Source organism: Pseudoduganella lutea (genome assembly GCF_004209755.1).
Classification (GTDB): domain Bacteria; phylum Pseudomonadota; class Gammaproteobacteria; order Burkholderiales; family Burkholderiaceae_D; genus Rugamonas; species Rugamonas lutea.
In genome coordinates this window covers 1893555-1909876 of sequence record NZ_CP035913.1, presented here as the reverse complement: position 1 = coordinate 1909876, position 16322 = coordinate 1893555, and the positions used below count along the sequence as shown (strand labels likewise).

The 16322-nt window shown below is 64.0% G+C and carries 11 protein-coding genes; 7 read left to right on the top strand and 4 right to left on the bottom strand.

The features are described from left to right. The first annotated feature begins 1 nt into the window (after position 1). The 6 genes from guaD (at position 2) to EWM63_RS07915 (ending at position 10944) form a co-directional block, all read left to right on the top strand. Entirely contained in the window at positions 2 to 1312 is a 1311-nt protein-coding gene (guaD, locus tag EWM63_RS07940) for a guanine deaminase (protein WP_130186042.1), read from the top strand. A gap of 28 nt (positions 1313 to 1340) precedes the next feature. After that, the gene (locus EWM63_RS07935) at positions 1341 to 2828 is read left to right on the top strand and encodes an amidohydrolase family protein (protein ID WP_130186041.1); all 1488 of its coding nucleotides are present in this window, start codon (positions 1341 to 1343) and stop codon (positions 2826 to 2828) included. Positions 2829 to 3434: 606 nt separating this feature from the next. Next, on the top strand, positions 3435 to 6791 hold the full coding sequence (locus tag EWM63_RS07930; protein ID WP_307720839.1) for a TonB-dependent receptor: 3357 nt from the start codon (positions 3435 to 3437) through the stop codon (positions 6789 to 6791). Positions 6792 to 6963: 172 nt separating this feature from the next. After that, a complete protein-coding gene (locus tag EWM63_RS07925; protein WP_130186039.1) occupies positions 6964 to 8649 on the top strand; it encodes a bifunctional metallophosphatase/5'-nucleotidase in 1686 nt (561 codons plus the stop codon). A gap of 10 nt (positions 8650 to 8659) precedes the next feature. Continuing rightward, the gene (locus EWM63_RS07920; RefSeq protein ID WP_130186038.1) at positions 8660 to 9883 is read left to right on the top strand and encodes a phospholipase D-like domain-containing protein; all 1224 of its coding nucleotides are present in this window, start codon (positions 8660 to 8662) and stop codon (positions 9881 to 9883) included. After that, positions 9880 to 10944: a S1/P1 nuclease gene (locus EWM63_RS07915; RefSeq protein WP_130186037.1), complete on the top strand. Its 1065-nt coding sequence runs from the start codon at positions 9880 to 9882 to the stop codon at positions 10942 to 10944. The genes EWM63_RS07920 and EWM63_RS07915 overlap by 4 nt, the downstream gene beginning before the upstream one ends. Positions 10945 to 11053: 109 nt before the next feature. Here the strand turns inward: EWM63_RS07915 and EWM63_RS07910 are convergent, their stop codons facing one another. After that, positions 11054 to 11809 carry a DeoR/GlpR family DNA-binding transcription regulator gene (locus EWM63_RS07910; protein ID WP_130186036.1) on the bottom strand — a complete coding sequence of 252 codons (756 nt, stop codon included), beginning with the start codon at positions 11807 to 11809 and terminating at the stop codon, positions 11054 to 11056. Between the two features lie 71 nt (positions 11810 to 11880). Here EWM63_RS07910 and EWM63_RS07905 point away from each other — a divergent pair, with 71 nt between their 5' ends. Further along, a complete protein-coding gene (locus EWM63_RS07905; protein WP_130186035.1) occupies positions 11881 to 12462 on the top strand; it encodes an NUDIX domain-containing protein in 582 nt (193 codons plus the stop codon). Positions 12463 to 12672: 210 nt separating this feature from the next. Here the strand turns inward: EWM63_RS07905 and EWM63_RS07900 are convergent, their stop codons facing one another. From EWM63_RS07900 to EWM63_RS07890, 3 genes are read right to left on the bottom strand one after another with little or no spacing between them, the layout of a single operon-like run. After that, a complete protein-coding gene (locus tag EWM63_RS07900; protein WP_130186034.1) occupies positions 12673 to 13644 on the bottom strand; it encodes an ABC transporter permease in 972 nt (323 codons plus the stop codon). Further along, positions 13641 to 14723, bottom strand: a complete 1083-nt coding sequence (locus EWM63_RS07895) for an ABC transporter permease (RefSeq protein WP_130186033.1) — start codon at positions 14721 to 14723, stop codon at positions 13641 to 13643. Before EWM63_RS07895 ends, EWM63_RS07900 begins: the two co-directional genes overlap by 4 nt. After that, positions 14720 to 16246 (bottom strand): ABC transporter ATP-binding protein, encoded by a 1527-nt coding sequence (locus tag EWM63_RS07890; RefSeq protein ID WP_130186032.1) that lies wholly within the window; start codon positions 16244 to 16246, stop codon positions 14720 to 14722. The genes EWM63_RS07895 and EWM63_RS07890 overlap by 4 nt, the downstream gene beginning before the upstream one ends. Between the last annotated feature and the right edge of the window lie 76 nt (positions 16247 to 16322).

The following is a 16322-nucleotide window of genomic DNA, read 5'->3' as shown; positions in this document are numbered from 1 at the left end:
TATGCAAACAACTTCGAACGTGCAAGCCTACCGCGCCGGCTTGTTGACCTTTCACGCCGATCCGGCGTTCAGTGAACGCGCCCACTCGTGGTACGAGGATGGCCTGCTGATCGTTGCCGACGGCAAGATCCAGGCCATTGGCGACTGGGCCACCCTGCGCGACACGCTGTCCCCGGATACCCCGGTGACGGATTACCGCGGCAAGATCATCTCGGCCGGCTTCATCGACGCCCACATCCACTATCCGCAGACGGACATGATCGCGTCGCCGGCGCCGGGCCTGCTGCCATGGCTCGAGCAGTACACGTTCCCGACGGAGCGCGCATTCGCCGACCCGGCCCATGCCGCCAGCGTGGCCGACTTCTTCCTCAATGAGCTGATGCGCGTGGGCACCACCACCGCGCTGGTGTACTGCACCGTGCACCCGCAATCGGTCGATGCGTTCTTCACCGCCAGCGAAGAGCGCGGCCTGCGCATGATCGCCGGCAAGGTGATGATGGACCGCAATTGCCCGGACTTCCTGTCCGACACGGCCGAGCAGGGCGCCCGCGAAACGGAAGAGCTGATCAAGCGCTGGCACAACCACGGCCGCTCGCAATACGCGATCACGCCCCGCTTTGCGCCGACCTCCACCGAGGCGCAGATGGAACTGGCCGGCGCGCTGGCCCGCAAGTACCCGGACACCTACCTGCAGACGCACGTGTCGGAAAACGAGGATGAGTGCAAATGGGTGCAGCAGCTGTATCCGAACGCGCGCAGCTACCTCGACGTGTACGACCACTACGGCATGCTGCGCCCGCGCGCCGTGTTCGGCCACTGCATCTGGCTCGACGACCAGGACCGGGCCCGCATGGCGGAAACCAAATCGGCGGCGGCCGTGTGCCCCACGTCGAACCTGTTCCTGGGCAGCGGCCTGTTCGATTTCGAGGAAGCGGACAAGACGGGCATGCTGATGGCGCTGGCCACGGACGTCGGGGCGGGCACGTCGTTCTCGATGTTGCAAACGATGAATGAAGCCTATAAAGTAGCGCGCTTGAAAGGCAGCTACCTGCCCGCGTTGCGCATGTTCTATCTGTCCACGCTGGGCGCCGCGCGCAGCCTGCATCTCGAAGGCACGATCGGCAGCCTGGCCGCCGGCAACGAGGCCGACTTCATCGTGCTCGATCCGCAGGCCACGCCGCTGCTAGCGCGCCGCACGGGCCGCACGGAAAGCCTCGAAGAGATGCTGTTCGCGCTGGCCCTGCTGGGCGACGACCGCGTGATCTCGGCCACGTACTCGGCCGGCAAGCTGGTGCACAAGCGGGAGAGCTGACTTTCTCACCTTTTACGAGAGAGTCCCCATGCATAGAGTTACCTCCCCACGCATCCTCGTTGCCGCGCTGGCCGCGGCATTCGCCTGCGGCGCCCACGCCAAGGGCGGCAACGAGGACATCGTCAAACGCCATTTCGCCACGCTGGTCGCCAGCCCGGCCAGCCAGGCGAAAGTCGCCGAGCTGACGATGTTCATGACGATGATGCCGAAGGGGGGCGACCTGCACCACCATTACTCCGGTGCGATCTATGCCGAGCAGTACCTGGAATGGGTGGACAAGCAGGGCTACTGCGTAAACAAGGGCAATTTCCGCATCACCAGCGACAAGGCCGCCATCGAAGCCGAGCGCGCCAAGCCCAATCCGCTGCGCACCTGCGTTTCCGGCGCCGACCTGGTGGCCGACAACGACACCTACCGCAAGCTGCTGCAAAAATGGTCGACGCTGGACTTCCACAACCACTCGGCCAGCCAGGTGCCGCCGGACCAGACCTTCTTCGACACGTTCGGCTACTTCGGCCCGGTCGCATCGACCAATACCAATGAAGGCCTGCAAACGCTGAAGACGCGTGCGATCGCGGAAAACCTGTCATACATCGAGACGATCTTCGAGCTGGCACCCACGACGCCCGATGCCGCCTTCGACGGGCTGGTTACATCCCCCACGTTCCACCCGGCGCAGCTCGACGCTGCACTGGAGAAGTTCACCACGCAGCTGGAGGCGAATCCCGCCTTCGCGCGCGGTATAACGGACTACATCGCCAACGTGGAAAAAAGCGCCGCCGGTATCGACGACGAGCGCTTCACGATGCGCTACCAGCCCTATGTGCTGCGCTTCCTGTCGCCGTCGGCCGTGTATTCGCAGATGCTGGCCAGCTTCAAGCTGGCCAAGGCGAGTCCGCTGATCGTCGGCGTCAACATCGTCGGCCAGGAAAGCCTGCACGTATCGATGCGCGACTACAGCCTGCACATGCAGATGTTCCGCTTCCTGAAAGCGAAATACCCGGAAGTAAAGACGGCATTGCACGCCGGCGAACTGCGGCTCGGCATCGTGCCGCCGGAAGGGCTGAGGTTCCACATCGGCGCGGCCGTCAACGTGGCCGGCGCCAACCGGATCGGCCACGGCATCGACATCGCGCACGAGAAAAACGCGCTGGCCGTGATGAAGACGATGCGCGAACGGCGCATCCCCGTCGAGGTGAACCTCACCAGCAACGAGTTCATCCTGGGCGTGAAGAACGAGGACCATCCGATCGAGCTGTATCGCCGTTATGGCGTGCCGTTCGTGATTTCCACCGACGATGCCGGCGTCACGCGCCACAGCCTGTCGAACGAATACGTGTTGTTCGCCACCCGCTACAAGACCGATTATGCGGAAGTGAAGCGGCTGTCCTATGACAGTATCCGCTATGCCTTCCTGGCGGAGCCGGACTGCAAGCGCCTGCTGAAGCAGCTCGACGAACGATTTGCAAAATTCGAGGCGGACATTGTTGGCGCGCTGCCGGGCAAGCAGCCCTAACGCCCGACGATAGCGCGATCATTTGCAATGCGCTAATTACCTGCTAAAACAACGATCCCGGCTGCAACGGCCGGGATCTTGCAGGATTTACTTTCTTTCCTGTTAACTATGTGGCCAATGCGCTACAGTTTTGTAGCAAGCACGCACTGTTTTTATTATTTCTAAATGAAATAATTTCACGCCAACGTGCCCCATTTATAATCCCGCCGTCAGCCACCCCCCAGCAAAAAACACGATTTCCGCAGTTTCAGGCGTTGATTTATTGCGCGTGCATATAAATGCGCATGCTAAATCGAATTTGTCACCCATTTGGCGCTCATGCATAGTTGACTGGAAGCTATGTCATGGCCCAGCGGCACGGCGCCCTGTCTGTCATGAAACTGTCATATTGGTGTAACAGCCTTGAAATTGTATACAGCTAATATTTCGGGTCGGCTAAGCAGTTTGCAACACAAAGTAAAGCGTGGCAGCAAATGCGATCCATCCGATCAGCATTGAACTGCCATTAAATTCGTCCATTTTGGGGTAAATATGATGAATCACAAACGGCTCCGGCTTACGCAGATCGCGCTGAGCCTGTCTATCGCACTGGCTGCGGCACCAGCCATGGCTCAGAATACGACGTCCGCCATCGGCGGTCGTATTTCGAGCCCGGATGGCTCGCCGGCTTCCGGCGCACAGGTCAGCATCCTGCACGTGGAGTCCGGTTCCGTCAGCAGCGTCACCACCGATGAGCAGGGCCGATATGTGGCCCGCGGCCTGCGTGCGGGTGGTCCGTACACGATCACGATCACGAAGAATGGCGTGACCGAGAAGCGTGACGGCGTGTTCATCGCCCTGGCTGAAACGGCGAGCGTGGACGCGCAGCTGGGCCAGGCGATGCAGACCGTGACCGTTACCGGCAGCAACGTGCGCAACGATCGTTTCTCGAAGACGACGATGGGCACCGGCACCAACATCAGTGCCACGGAACTGGCGATCCAGGGCTCGATCAACCGCAACCTGCAGGACTACGCGCGCACCGACCCCCGCGTGTCGCAGACCGACAAGGAACGCGGCGAAATGTCCGTGGCCGGCCAGAACAGCCGCTACAACTCGATGACCATCGACGGCGTGTCCGTGTCCGACACGTTCGGCCTGGAAGCTTCCGGCTCCCCGACCGCGAAGCAGCCGATCTCGATCGAAGCGATCCAGTCGGTGCAGATCAACGTCGCCAACTATGACGTGACGCAGAAGGGCTACACGGGCGGCAACATCAACGCCGTGACCAAGTCCGGCACCAACAACGTCAAGGGCAGCGTCTATTACGTCTTCCGTAACGACAAGACCGTCGGCGACCGCTTCAACCAGACCAATGGCACGTACAACGAGCCGGCACCCTTCAAGGAAACCACCAAGGGCGCAGTGGTTGGCGGCCCGCTGATCAAGGACAAGCTGTTCATCTTTGCCGGTTACGAAAAGCTCGAGTCGACCAAGGCGACGCCGGGCTTCGGTCCGATCGGCAGCTCGCTGACGAACCTGGCGATCACGCAGAACGCCATCTCGCAGGCGCAGCAGATCGCCCAGAACACCTACGGCATGGACATCGGCACGCTGGACGTCCCGACGGGCACCACGCTCAATGTCACCGACAAGCTGCTGAAATTCGACTGGAACATCAGCGACGACCACCGTGCGATGTTCCGCTGGTCAAAGACCGAGCAGACCGAGCCGTTCTTTGCCGGCAGCTCGAACACCGCGGTTTCGCTGAATTCGCAGTGGTACCAGCAGAACAAGGTGCTCGAGACGCGAGTGGCGCAGCTGACGTCCGACTGGTCGCCAACGTTCTCCACCGAGATCAAGCTGTCCACGCGCGACTATGACAGCGTGCCGACGAATAATGCGACGCTGCCTGCGGTCGCCCTGTCGTTCAGCGGTCCGCTGCCCGCCGGCGCGCCGGCCGGTACGTCGACGGCCGGCCGCACGCTGAACTTCGGCACCGATAACAGCCGCCACCGCAACGTGCTGGGCACGAAGACGGACGATTACTACGTGGGCGCGAACTGGCTGGTGGGCGACCATGAAGTGAAGTTCGGCTTCGACCACCAGAAGAACGAGATCTACAACGCCTTCCTGCAGAATATCTACGGCACGTACACGTTCAGCTGCGTACCGAACATCCAGTACGACTTCCTGGGCTCCACGAACGGCGGCTTCCTGGGCAGCTGCACCTCCAATGCGGCCCAGATCGAACAGGCCGTCCTGGAAAACTTCCGTCGCGGCCGTCCGAACGTGAGCCAGTCGCAGGTACCGAACGCCGGCTATTCGCTGGAAGACGCCGTTGCCAAGTACACCATGAAGGACACGGGCGTGTTCGTGCAGGACACGTGGAACGTGACCCCACGCCTGACGCTGACCGGCGGCGTGCGCGTGGACCGCATCGAGGTGCCTGAAGTGCCGCTGCGCAACAACGTGGTGGCTGCTGCCACGATTGCCCGTGCGTCGCAATACGCCCGCCAGACCGGCGGCTTCGGCGTGGACAATACCACCACGTTCGACGGCCAGAAGCTGTGGCAGCCGCGCTTCGGCTTCAACTACAACTTCGATACCCCGCGCCGCACCCAGCTGCGCGGTGGCGTGGGCCTGTTCCAGGGCGCGGCCCTCAACGTCTGGCTGGGCAATCCGTTCCAGAACAACGGCCTGGCCACCACCACGTACACCTGCGGCACTTCCGGCCAAGCCGGATGTACATACTTGGAAGAAGGCAAGTTCAGTGCCGATCCGACCCGTCCGTACACTGCCGGCACGGCACCGGCTGCCAACGTCGACCTGCTGGCCGCGGGCCTGCGCCAGCCATCGGTCTGGAAAGCCAACGTGGCGATCGACCATGAACTGCCGTGGCAGAACCTCGTCGTCAGCGCCGAATACCTGAAAACGGACGTGCGCGACGCTATCTACTTCCAGAACCTGAACCTGGGTGAAACGACGGCGATCGGCAGCGATGGCCGCAACCTGTACCATACGGCGCTGGGCTACAACCAGAACTGCTGGAGCGCCACCGGCAGCCGCATCCAAACGCGTTCCGCGACCCTCGACTGCACGACCAACCGTGCCCGTTCGGGCGCCAACGAGAGTTTCGGCAACGTGCTGATGGCCACCAACACCAAGAAGGGCGGCAGCAACCTGGCCACCTTGTCGCTGAGCCGTCCGCTGATCGGCGGTTTCGGCTGGTCGGTGGCCTACACCTACACCGAGTCGAAGGAAGTGTCGCCGCTGACCTCGTCCACGTCGAGTTCGAACTTCTCGGGCCGCTCCGTGTTCAACCCGAACGAGGAAGTGGAAGCCAACTCCAGCTACCTGGTGAAGGACCGTATCAGCGCCGTGCTGAACTTCCGCAAGCGCCTCATCGGCAGCTACAACACGTCGCTGGGCATCTTCTATGAAGGCCGCTCTGGCAAGCCATACAGCTGGACGTTCAACAACGACATGAACGGCGACGACCTGGCCGGCAATGACCTGATGTTCATCCCGAAAGCGTTCGGTTCGGGCGAGGTGGTCTTCAAGGGCGATTCGGCCACCAGCCATGTGAACGAACAGCGTTTCTGGGCGATCGTCGACCAGTACCGCGGCCTGCGTGATTCCGCGGGTGGCGTAGTCAAGCGCAACAACAGCTTCGCACCGTGGACCAACAGCTTCGACATGCGCGTTTCGCAAGAAATTCCGGGCTTCTGGGCTGGCCACAAGGGTATCGTGACCTTCGACATCTTCAACGTCGGCAACCTGCTGAACAAGAAATGGGGCCGTGTCAACGAAGTGGCGTTCCAGGGCAGCGGCGCGACGGCGCGTTCGTTCGTGGACTACGTCGGCATGCAGGATGGCAAGTACGTCTACCAGATGCGCGACCAGGTCGAGGACTACACCGTGCGCCAGACCAAGGGCGAATCGCAGTGGGCCCTGCAGGCCACCGTCAAGTACGAATTCTAAGATTCGTCCTGGCTTAGCCTGACCCGCAGATCCGGTGCAGTACATGCCGGCCAAAAACCGGCACGCTGTGCCGGTTTTTTTCGTCTGTAACACAAGGTATCAACCTGCTGATGGCGCTGTTTTTGCCCGGCGCTCGTCGGTACAATATCCGGTCACGTTCCACATCTTTCCCATGAAATCATCCCTGCACACTCTCGCCCTGGCGGCGGCGCTGACCGCGCTCGCCGGGTGCGCAACACCGCCCGCCCACCCGCCGGCGGCCGAGATCAACCTGGTCGCACTCAACGACCTGCACGGCAACCTCGAAGCGACGAAATTCACTTATGCCGGCGTGGCCGACAAGGCGCCGCGCACCGTGATGGCGGGCGGTATCGACACCATCGCCGGCGCGCTGCAGCAATGGCGCCGCGAGGACAGCGAGCTGCTGCTGGTCGGCGCTGGCGACATGGTGGGCGCGAGCCCCGCGCTGTCGGCAATGTGGGCCGACGAGCCGACCATCGCCGCGCTCGACATGCTCGGTCTCACCGTCACGTCGGCCGGCAACCACGAATTCGACGGGGGCCGCAAGGAACTGCTGCGCCAGCAGCACGGCGGCTGCGACTCGCCGCGCCCGGAAAAGGCGTGCCGGTTCGTGGCGCAATATGGCGGCGCGAAGTTCGGCTACCTGGCCGCCAACGTCGTCGACGAACAGAGCGGCAAGACGATCCTGCCGGCCTACCGCATCCTCGAAGCGAGGGGCGTGAAGGTCGCGTTCATCGGCGCCGTGCTGAAGGGCACCGCCGACGTGGTGGTTGCTTCCGGCATCGCCGGCCTGCGCTTCCTCGACGAAGCCGAAGCGGTGAACCGGCTGCTGCCGGAACTGCGCGCGCAGGGCGTCGGTGCGTTCGTCGTGCTGGTGCACGAGGGCGGCCGCACCGTGTCGCCGTTCGACCAGCAGTACTGCGACAACCTGGAAGGCGACCTGGTGCCGATCGTGAAGCGGCTCGACCCGGCCATCAAGCTGGTGATCAGCGGCCACTCGCACAAGGGTTACCTGTGCAAGGTGGATGGCAAGGTCGTCACGCAGGCGCAGATGGGCGGGCACATGCTTTCCCGCATCAAGCTGGTGGTCGACCGGCAGACGGGCAGCGTCGTCGACGTCGACGCGCGCAACGTCGTCATCGAGCAGGGCGCCTATCCGGCGGAACCGAAGGTGGCTGCCTACCTCGCCAGCGTGCGCGAGCGCAGCAACCGCGAACTGGCCAAGCCGGTCGCGCGCATCGCCGTGCCAACCGTGATGCGCGCCACCGACGGCGCCGATGAGTCCGCGCTCGGCAAGCTGGTGGCCGACGCCACGCTGATGGCCGCGTTGCCGTTCGGTGCGCAGGTCGCGTTCATGAACCGGGATGGCATCCGCCAGCACCTGGAAGCCGGGGCCGGCAACGTCGTGTCGAAAGGCCAGGCGCTGGCCACGCTGCCGTTCGGGAACACCCTCGTGGTGATGGACCTCACCGGCGCGCAACTGCGCACGCTGCTCGAACAGCAGTGGGTGGCGGATAAGGTGCAGGTGCGCGGCCTGCTGCAGGTGTCCGAAGGGTTGACGTACAAATACAAGTTGGGTGAGGGCGGGAAGGCAGCGGTGACCGACATCATGCTGAACGGCGTGCCGCTGGACGATAACGCTACCTACCGCGTGGCCACCAACAATTTCCTCGCCGGCGGCAACGATGCCTTCCCCATGTTCGCCAGGGGCACCAACCGCGCCGAAACGGGCATCCGCGACATCGATTCGCTGACCGCCTACCTCGAGCGCCGCGAGCGCGATGGCAAACCGGCGGGCCTGGCGTCCGCGCAGCCCCGCATCCAGCGTATCCAATAAGGAGCCAATGATGAAACGACTGATCCTGTGCGGCGTGCTGGCCGCGTGCTTCGGCAGCGCCCATGCCGACTTCCGCATTCCCGGCTTCGAGCTGGTGCAGACGGCGCCGGTGGAAACCACGCTGGCGAACGCCGACCTGCGCGATCCCGTCACCGTCTGGTGCGAGCTGTTCGACAACGCAAAAACCGATATCGCGATCGGCCAGTTCTACGCGGCCGGCAAGCCCGGCGCGCCCTTTGAAAAGGTGATCGACCGGCTGGCCGCCGCCGGCAAGCGGGGCGTGAAGATCCGCTTCCTGCTCGACAAGAAAGGCGTGAACCTGTCCGATGCCGCCACGCTGGACCGGCTGCGCGCGATCCCGAACCTGGAGATGCGCATCCTCGATTTCAGCCAGCTCACCGGCAACGGCATCATCCACGCCAAGTATGTGATTGCCGATGGCAAGCGGGCGTTCGTGGGCAGCCAGAACTTCGACTGGCGCGCGTTCACGCACATCCATGAAACGGGCCTGCTGGTCGACGATGCCGCCATCGTCGGGCAGGTCCGCGCCATCTTCGAGCAGGACTGGAGCGCGCAGGCGCAGCTGGCCCAGGGCCGCACCGTGGCGCCGTTGCAGCAGAAGCAGGCGGCCACCGCCGGCCTGCCTGTTCAACCATCCTTCCTGCTGGCCAGCCCGGCCACGTACAACCCGCCGGGCGTGGCCGATTCCGAGACGGGCCTGCCGGCATTGCTGGCCGCGGCAAAGGAAGAAGTGCGCGTGCAGCTGCTCGATTACGCGCCGCTGTCGTATGGCCCGAATGGCACGCGGCCGTATTACGCCGTGGTCGACAATGCCGTGCGCGCGGCCGCCAACCGCGGCGTGAAGGTGAAGCTGATGGTGTCGAACTGGAACCTCGAGCACGTCACGCTGCCTTACCTGAAAAGCCTTGCCGTGCTGCCGAACGTGGAGATCCGCGTCGTCACGCTGCCGAAGGCGTCGACGGGCTTCATCCCGTTTGCCCGCGTGATCCATTCGAAGACGATGGTCATCGACGGCAAGGTGGCGTGGGTGGGCACCAGCAACTGGGCCGGCGGCTACTTCGACCTGTCGCGCAACCTGGAAATCGTGATGCGCAACGAGCAGATGGCGCGGCGGATCGCCGCGCTGCAGGAACAGGTGTGGAGCTCTTCCTACGCCGAACCGCTCGACATCAACAAGACTTACCCGAAACCACAGAAAGCTTCTGAACAATGAAACGACTCGCATGCATGCTGGCGCTGGCCGGCGCCTTCGCCACCGTTGCGCCGTCCAGCGCACTGGCATGGGGTAACGACGGTCACCGGGCCGTGGGCGCCATCGCCGCCAAGCTGCTCAAGGGCAGCATCGCTGAAAAGCGCATCGCGGCGCTGCTGCTGCCGGGCGAAACGCTCGAATCGATCGCCGTATGGGCCGATTGCGTGAAGGGCACGTGGTGCGGTCCGCAAACGCCGGAAATGCAGGCCTACGTGGCGGCGAACCCGAAGCACTCCGAGTACCACTACACGGACGTGCCGTTCCAGCTGGGCGCCTACCACGACCATGCGCCGGGCACGTTCGACGACGACATCGTGCAGACGCTGAAGTCCGCGATCCTCGTTTTGCAGGGCAAGGACACGCCGCAGACGAATCCGCACAAGTTTACGCCGCGCCAGGCACTGCTGGTGGTGGCCCACCTGGCCGGCGACATCCACCAGCCGCTGCACGTGGGCGCCGCGTTCGTGAGCAAGGACGGCCGCTTCGTGGTGCCGAAGACGCATGCCGAGATCGACGAACTGAACGTCTTCGATTCGCGCGGCGGCAATAACCTGCTGCTGGACGATGCCGTCCTCGCCACGATTTCCGCGAAATACATGCCGCCCGCGTTCGACACGAAGTCCGCGGCCAACCCGCCGAAGACGAAGCCGTTCCACTCGTACTGGGATACCACGGTGGTCGACTACGCGTTCCGCCGCTCCAGCACGCGTACGCCGGACCAGTTCGCGCAGTACGCGATCGACAGGAAACCGGCGGTGCCCGTCAACACGGGTGACGTGGCCACCTGGCCCTACCAGTGGGCAAACGATTCGCTGGCCATCTCGAAGCTGGCGCACATGGATGTCACGCTGGGCGCCGCCACGACGAAGAAATCGTCCAGCAGCGGCGAGAGCTATAAAGTATGGGCGTTGAACGTGCCCGACGACTACCCGGTGCCATCGTCCGCGCTGGCTCGCCAGCAGCTGATCAAGGGCGGCTACAACCTGGCCGCGCTGCTGAAGGAGATCTGGCCGGAGGCGTAAGAGGCTTGGTGTGAAGGGAGTGATGGCATGCATGCCATCACCGCTTTACGGGCGCGCAGCATGCTGCGCGAAACACCCGTAAAGCCACCGGTGTTCCCTGCAATAACCCTCAAGCCAGCGTCACCTCGATCCCCATCGCCCGATAAGGCGCCAGCAGCGCCTCGTCGACCTCCCGGTTGACGACGATGTGATCCACCGTCTCCAACGGCGCGATCTGGAACGGCGAGGCGGTGCCCAGCTTTTCCGGCGATGCCAGCACCACGGTGCGCTGCGCGTGTGCCGATAACGCGCGCTTCATTGCCGCCTCGTCGAAGTCCCCCGTCGTGATGCCGGCTTCCGGATGCAGGCTGCATACGCCCATGAAGAACAGGTCGGCGCGGAACTGGCCCACCGCTTCCACCGCCGCCGCGCCCATGGCCACGATCGAATGCTTGAACAGGCGCCCGCCGATGATGATCACGTCCACGTCCGGATGCTCGACCAGCTCCACGGCCACCGATGGGCTGTGCGTGATCACGGTGGCGCGCAGGTCGCGGGGCAGGGCGCGTGCCAGCTGCACGGCGGTGGTGCCGCCATCGATGAACACTACCTGGCCCGGCCGGATCATCGCGGCGGCCGCGCGCGCGATGGCCGGCTTGGCATCGGTGGACAACTTTTCACGAATCGCAAAGTTGCCCTGCGCCGGCGAGGCGGGCAGGGCGCCACCGTGCACCCGCTCCAGGAGGCCTTCCTTGGCCAGCTCGCGCAGGTCGCGGCGGATCGTGTCCTCCGACAAGCCCAGCGATTCGCTCAACGTCTTCGCGACGATCTGTCCTTCTTCCTTCAGGATGCGGAGCAGCAGCTCCTTGCGCTGGCGTGTCAGCATTGCACGATTTTCCTTGAAATTGCACGAATCCACATGATATCGTAAAAAGAGTGAACCCACAGGAGCTATCCATGCACGTGCGCATCCGCGACGTTACTACACTGTCCGACGACTGGTATCTGCTGAAGAAAACCACGTTCGACTACCGCCGGCGCGACGGCAGCTGGCAGACGATGTCGCGCGAAACCTACGACCGCGGCCATGGCGCCGTGATCCTGCTGTACAACCTTGCACGCCGCACCGTGGTGCTGGTGCGGCAATTCCGCTTTCCCGCCTTCGGCTATGGCGGCCGGCACGACGGCTACCTGATCGAAGCTCCTGCCGGCCTGCTGGACGCCGCCTCGCCCGAGGAACGCATCCGCGCCGAAGTGGCCGAGGAAACCGGCTTCCACGTCGAGCACGTGCAGCGCATCTTCGACGCCTTCATGAGCCCCGGCTCCGTTACCGAGCGTCTGCATTTCTTCGTGGCCGAATACGAAGCCACCCACCGCATCGACGGCGGCGGCGGCGTGGCAGCGGAAGGGGAAGACATCGAAGTCCTGGAACTCGGCATCGACACCGCCCTCGCCATGATCGCCGACGGCCGCATCGAGGACGGCAAGACCATCATGCTCCTCCAGCACGCCGCCCTGCACCTGTTCCCCCGCCGCTGACTGTTGTTTTTCGACACCGGGGGTGGAGCAGGGGTTTCGCGGAGCATGCTCCGCGCCTGAGCAACGGTACAGGCATGCATGCCTGTACTCCTCCCAGTCCCCCTTGGAGGGACAGTCCCGGCAAGGGGGACAGTCCCCAAGTTTTTGACAACAGTGTGGCAAAGAAAAAGCCTGCGGGTCAGGCAGGCTTTTGGAGTAGAGCGGGGGCGCTTAGCGCGACTTCACGAACGGCACGCCAATGGCCTTCGGTGCGACGGACTTGGCCATCAGCCCGGCCAGCACGATCACGGTGACGACATACGGCACCATCTGGATCAGCGCGCCCGGGATGCGGCCCACGACCGGCAGGTCGACGCCTTCGAGCTGGATCTGCACGGCGCCGAAGAAGCCGAACATCAGGCAGCCGAGGAAGGTGTAGAACGGGCGCCAGTTGCCGAACACCATGGCGGTCAGCGCCAGGTAGCCGGCACCGGCGGACATGTCGCGCAGGAAGAAGCCGCTCTGCACGATCGCGAGATAGGCGCCGGAGAACGAGCACAGGATGCCGGCGATGAGCATAGCCGCATAGCGGGTGCGTTCGACGGAAACGCCGGCCGCATCGGCGGCATGCGGGTTCTCGCCGCAGGCGCGTAGCCGCAGGCCGAAGCGCGTGTGATACAGCACCCAGTGCACCAGCGGCACCAGCGCGAACGCCAGGTAGACGAGGACCGTGTGGCCACCCAGCAGCTGCGTCCAGATCCAGCCCAGCACGGGAACGTCCGCCACGGCTGCGCTGCCCGGCAGCACGATTTCCGACAGCCGCGCTTCGCCCAGGTCCGGCGTGCGGCCGCCCTGCTGGAAGAAGTACTGCGCCACCACGAACGTCAGGCCGCTCATCGTTATGTTGATGGCGATGCCGGCCACCAGCTGGTTGCCCTTCTGCGTGATGGCGATGCAGCCCTGCAGCAGCGCCACCGCGACCGACACGGCTACGCCGGCAAGGATGCCGTACCAGGGGTTCTGCGTGGCGAAGGCCACTGCCGCGGAAACGAAGGCCGACGCCAGGATCTTGCCTTCCAGGCCGATGTCGACGACGCCGGAGCGTTCCGCGAACAGGCCGGCCATCGCGGCGAAGATCAGCACCGGCGCATTGCGCACGGTGGAGACGATGATGCTGCCCAAGTGGAGATCTTCAAAGCTCATGCTCGTTTTCCTTTGATCAGTTTCATCAGCGCGGGGGCGTACAGGTATTCCATCGCGCCGCAGAACAGGATGATCAGGCCCTGGATGAGGATCACCATCTCGGGCGGAATGTTCGGTTTTTCCAGCGAGAGGTCGAAGCCGCCCTGGGTCAGCGCGCCGAACAGCACGGCCGACAGGAAAATGCCCACCGGATGCTGGCGGCCCATCAGCGCGATCGCGATGCCGATGAAGCCAGCGCCGCCGACGAAGTTCAGCGACAGGTAATGCGTCGAGCCCATGATCGAATTGACGGCGCCCAGCCCGGCCAGCGCGCCCGAGATCAGCATCGTCACGATGATCATCGCCGAGATCTTCACGCCGGCGTAGTGCGCGGCGTGCTGGTTCAGGCCCGTGGCGCGCAGCTTGTAGCCCCACGACGAGCGCGACACCATCACGCCATACACGGCCAGCGCGATGATCGCCAGGAAGAAGCTGATGTTCAGCGGCGTGTCGCCCAGCACCGGCAGCCAGTCGGACAGGCGCGGCAGCTCGGCGGCGGCCGCGAAGTTGCGGCTGGCCGTGTTCTGCTCGCCCGCCGGGATCAGGTACTTGACGATCACGAAGTTCATCAGCGAGGCGGCGATGAAGTTGAACATGATCGTGGTGACGACAATGTGGCTGCCCCGTTTCGCCTGCAGGTAGCCGGGAATGAAGGCCCACAGCGCGCCGAACAGCGCCGCGCCGATCATGCCCGCGGGGATCAGCAGGAACCACGGCAGGCTGGCATCGAAGGCCAGCATGGCGAGGGTCAGCCCCAGGCCGCCGAGATACATCTGGCCTTCGGCGCCGATATTGAACAGGCCCGCCTGCATCGCCACCGAGACCGCCAGGCCGGTGAACACGAACGTCGACGCGTAGAACAGCGTGTACGCCAGGCCTTCCGGATTGACGACCGCGCTGTTGATCAGGATCTGCATCGATTCGACGGGATCCTCGCCCAGCAGGTGGATCACGAGCGCCGTCACGAGCAGTGCGGACAGCAGATTCAGGAGGGGCAGGACGATGCCGGTTGCCCAGCGTGGCAGGTCGTTGGTTGTCATGATTTGTGCATGCCCCCCATCAGCAAGCCGATGCGGGTGGTATCGAATTCATTGACCGGCAGTTCGCCGGTGATGCGGCCGCCGCACATCACGAGGATGCGGTCGGCCAGCGCGCGCACTTCTTCCAGTTCCACCGACACCAGCAGGATCGCCACGCCCGCGTCGCGCAGCGCGAGCAACTGGGTGTGGATCGCCTCGATGGTGCCGATGTCCACGCCGCGCGTGGGCTGGCCCACCAGCATCAGCTTCGGTTTCGCCAGCACCTCACGGGCGATGACGACCTTCTGCTGGTTCCCGCCGCTTAATAAACCGATGCGCAGTTCCGGGTTCGGCGGGCGCACGTCGAACTCCTTGAGCAGGCCGGCGCAGCGCTCGGCGATGTGCTTGAAGTCGAACAGCCCCCAGCGGCCCTTGACCTGGTCCTGGTAGCCGAAGAAGGTGTTGTGCATGACGCTGAAATTCTTCACCACGCCATCGCGCAGGCGGTCTTCCGGCACGTGGGCGATGCCCAGCTTGCGGAACACGCGCGGCAGGCCGTCGGCATCGTGGCGCTTCCAGGGCAGGGGCTTGCCCTCGAAGTCGGCGTGGCCGCCGGTGGGCAGGCGCATGCCGGACAGGATTTCCATCAGCTCGCTCTGGCCATTGCCGGACACGCCCGCGATCGCCACGATCTCGCCGGCGCGCAGCGTGAAATTGATATCCTCTAGCAGGGAAACGCCGGCCTTGTCCTTCAGTTGCAGGCCCTTCACGTCGAGCACCGGCGCGCCCGGCTGGTAAGGGCCGCGCGGCAGGTTGTTCTCGATGGGGCGGCCGACCATCATGTTGGCCAGCGCTTCCTTCGACGTTTGGGCCGTCTGCACGGCGCCCACCACGCGACCCGCACGCATCACGGTCACGGTATCCGTGATGTCCATGATTTCCTGCAGCTTGTGCGTGATGAGGATGATCGTCTTGCCCTGTTCCTTGAACAGCCGCAGGATCTCGAACAGCGACGCGGTTTCCTGCGCGGTCAGCACGGCCGTGGGTTCGTCCAGGATCAGGATGTTGGCGCTGCGGTAGATCTGCTTGAGGATTTCCACGCGCTGCTGCGCACCCACGGAAAGGTCGTGGACCGTGGCCAGTGGGTCCACGTCGAGGCGGTAGCGCTGGCAGATCTCGCGCAGCCTGGCTTCCGCTTCGGCGCGGTGTGAGGCGAGGCGGAAACCGCCCTCGGTGCCCAGCATCACGTTGTCGAGCACCGTCATGTTATCGACCAGCATGAAGTGCTGGTGCACCATGCCGATGCCGAGGCGGATGGCTTCCTGGCTGGAGCGGATCTGGCGCACCTGGCCGTCGAGCAGGATGTCGCCACCGTCGGCATGGTAGTAGCCGTACAGGATGCTCATCAGCGTGGACTTGCCGGCCCCGTTCTCGCCCACGAGGCCATGGATGGCGCCCTTGGCGATCGCGAAGCTGACGTCCGTATTCGCCTTCACGGCTCCGAAATGCTTGGAGATGCCGCGGAATTCAACAGCTGGCTGCATAGGATTTATCAGGTGGTGTTTTACTGAAAAACGCGCCGCGCGGAGAACCCACGACGGCGCGTTTCTATGAGTGGTA

Bases quoted from the DNA above. Each gene is read 5' to 3' on its own strand.
- guaD (WP_130186042.1), top strand. From the start codon at position 2: ATGCAAACAACTTCGAACGTGCAAGCCTACCGCGCCGGCTTGTTGACC.
- EWM63_RS07935 (WP_130186041.1), top strand. From the start codon at position 1,341: ATGCATAGAGTTACCTCCCCACGCATCCTCGTTGCCGCGCTGGCCGCG.
- EWM63_RS07930 (WP_307720839.1), top strand. From the start codon at position 3,435: ATGGCTCAGAATACGACGTCCGCCATCGGCGGTCGTATTTCGAGCCCG.
- EWM63_RS07925 (WP_130186039.1), top strand. From the start codon at position 6,964: ATGAAATCATCCCTGCACACTCTCGCCCTGGCGGCGGCGCTGACCGCG.
- EWM63_RS07920 (WP_130186038.1), top strand. From the start codon at position 8,660: ATGAAACGACTGATCCTGTGCGGCGTGCTGGCCGCGTGCTTCGGCAGC.
- EWM63_RS07915 (WP_130186037.1), top strand. From the start codon at position 9,880: ATGAAACGACTCGCATGCATGCTGGCGCTGGCCGGCGCCTTCGCCACC.
- EWM63_RS07910 (WP_130186036.1), bottom strand. From the start codon at position 11,809: ATGCTGACACGCCAGCGCAAGGAGCTGCTGCTCCGCATCCTGAAGGAA.
- EWM63_RS07905 (WP_130186035.1), top strand. From the start codon at position 11,881: ATGCACGTGCGCATCCGCGACGTTACTACACTGTCCGACGACTGGTAT.
- EWM63_RS07900 (WP_130186034.1), bottom strand. From the start codon at position 13,644: ATGAGCTTTGAAGATCTCCACTTGGGCAGCATCATCGTCTCCACCGTG.
- EWM63_RS07895 (WP_130186033.1), bottom strand. From the start codon at position 14,723: ATGACAACCAACGACCTGCCACGCTGGGCAACCGGCATCGTCCTGCCC.
- EWM63_RS07890 (WP_130186032.1), bottom strand. From the start codon at position 16,246: ATGCAGCCAGCTGTTGAATTCCGCGGCATCTCCAAGCATTTCGGAGCC.